Below are 1,662 nucleotides of genomic sequence, written 5' to 3'. Positions count from 1 at the left end.
GGAACAACAGCGTGTGCCATTGCGGCAAAAGCTGGGCACCTCGCAGCCCAAGCTCAGCCAGATGGTGGCGATCATGGAAGCCAATCTCGAGGAGCCGGTGGGCCTTGAGGAACTTGCGCGGTTGAACGAGGTGTCGGTGCGCCAGCTCGAACGCCTGTTTCACAAGCACCTGCAGCGCACGCCGAGTCAGTACTACCTGGAGTTGCGCCTTGCACGGGCGCGTCAATTATTGCTGCGCAGCGAATCGCAGGTACGTGATATCGCCCTCGCCTGCGGCTTCGTTTCGCCTGCGCATTTCTCCAAATGCTACAGCCGTTTCTTTGGCGTATCGCCGATGGGTGAGCGCAAGCAAGTAGCGGCGGTGCATTGATTCGACATTGATGTTGGCCGGGCTGGCCTCTTCGTCGGAACGCCGCCCGGGGCAAGCCCACTCCCACAGGAATCTTGAGTGGATACACAATCCCTATGCACTGAAAACCCCTGTGGGAGCGGCGGTGCGGCGATCCGGCTTGCCCGCGATGGCGTCCGCAATGTCACCCTCGCGGGCCGGTTGTGTTTCATGTCGAGGGCGGGTCAGTCCTGCAACGCCTTATGCGCCGTTTCCCGACTCGCCAACATGGCAATCAATGCCACCGCCGCTGCCGCCAACAGATACCAGGCCGGGGCCATTTTGTTGCCGGTCAGTTGAATCAGCCAGGTCGCGATAAACGGCGCGGTGCCGCCGAACACCGCGTTGGCGATGTTGAAGCTGAAGGCAAAACCACTGAAGCGGACGCGGGTGGGGAAAATCTCGGCGAGGAAGCACGGCAAGGTGCCGTCGTTCATCGCCAGGATCGCGCCGAAAGCAATCTGGATCATCAGAATCACCATCAGCGGCTGATTCTCCAACATCCCGAACAGCGGAAATGTCAGCGCCAAGAACAATACTGAAGCGGTCAGCAGCATGGTTTTGCGCCCGAACCGATCCGACAGTTTGCCCATCAGAAAGATCAGCCCGATGTAGGTCGCCAGCGATACGGTGGATGCCAGGAACGAATCACTCTCGCTCATACCCATTTCGGTGGACAGGTAGGTCGGCATGTAGCTGAGCAACAAGTAGAACGCCACCGCATTCAGGCAGGTCGCGCCGATCCCGATCATCACTTTGCGTCGGTGCACGGTCAGCAATTCGCGAACCGGAGCGTGGGTTGCGCATTCCTTTGCTTCAAKGCGTTTTTCCATCTCCAGGAACTTGGGCGTGTCTTGCAGACTCATGCGGATGTAGCGCCCCACCAGCCCAAATGGCGCTGCCAGCAGAAAGGGTAAACGCCAGCCCCAGCTGTGCAAATCCTCGACACTCATCCACGCATGCAGGCCGGCGACAAAGACCGCGCCGAAGAGCAAACCTGCCGCCGTACTCGCCGGGACAATGCTGGTGTACAAACCGCGTTTACCCTCGGGCGCGTACTCGGCGAGAAAGGCCGAGGCCCCGGCGTATTCACCTGAAGCGGAAAAACCCTGGAACAAGCGAATCAGCAACAACAAGGCCGGTGCCCACAGGCCGATATGGTTGTAGGTCGGCAGGATGCCGATGCAAAAGGTCGAGATCGACATGATCAGAATCGACCAGGACAGCGCACTACGCCGCCCGTATTTGTCACCGAAGTGGCCCCAGACCAGTCC

Annotated in this window: 2 protein-coding genes; one reads left to right on the top strand and one right to left on the bottom strand. The window is 59.6% G+C overall.

The window, feature by feature from the left end; genetic code table 11:
* On the top strand, positions 1-370 hold a 370-nt coding region (locus tag ACXRVY_RS27795), incomplete at its 5' end, for a helix-turn-helix domain-containing protein (protein WP_458238809.1).
* A gap of 203 nt (positions 371-573) precedes the next feature.
* On the opposite strand, the gene ACXRVY_RS27790 is transcribed toward ACXRVY_RS27795, so the two are convergent.
* Positions 574-1,662: MFS transporter (locus ACXRVY_RS27790; RefSeq protein WP_458238808.1), on the bottom strand; the 1,089-nt coding region annotated here is incomplete at its 5' end.

This window comes from Pseudomonas sp. P5_A2_2 (genome assembly GCF_054177685.1).
This window is presented reverse-complemented; position numbering and strand designations above follow the sequence as displayed.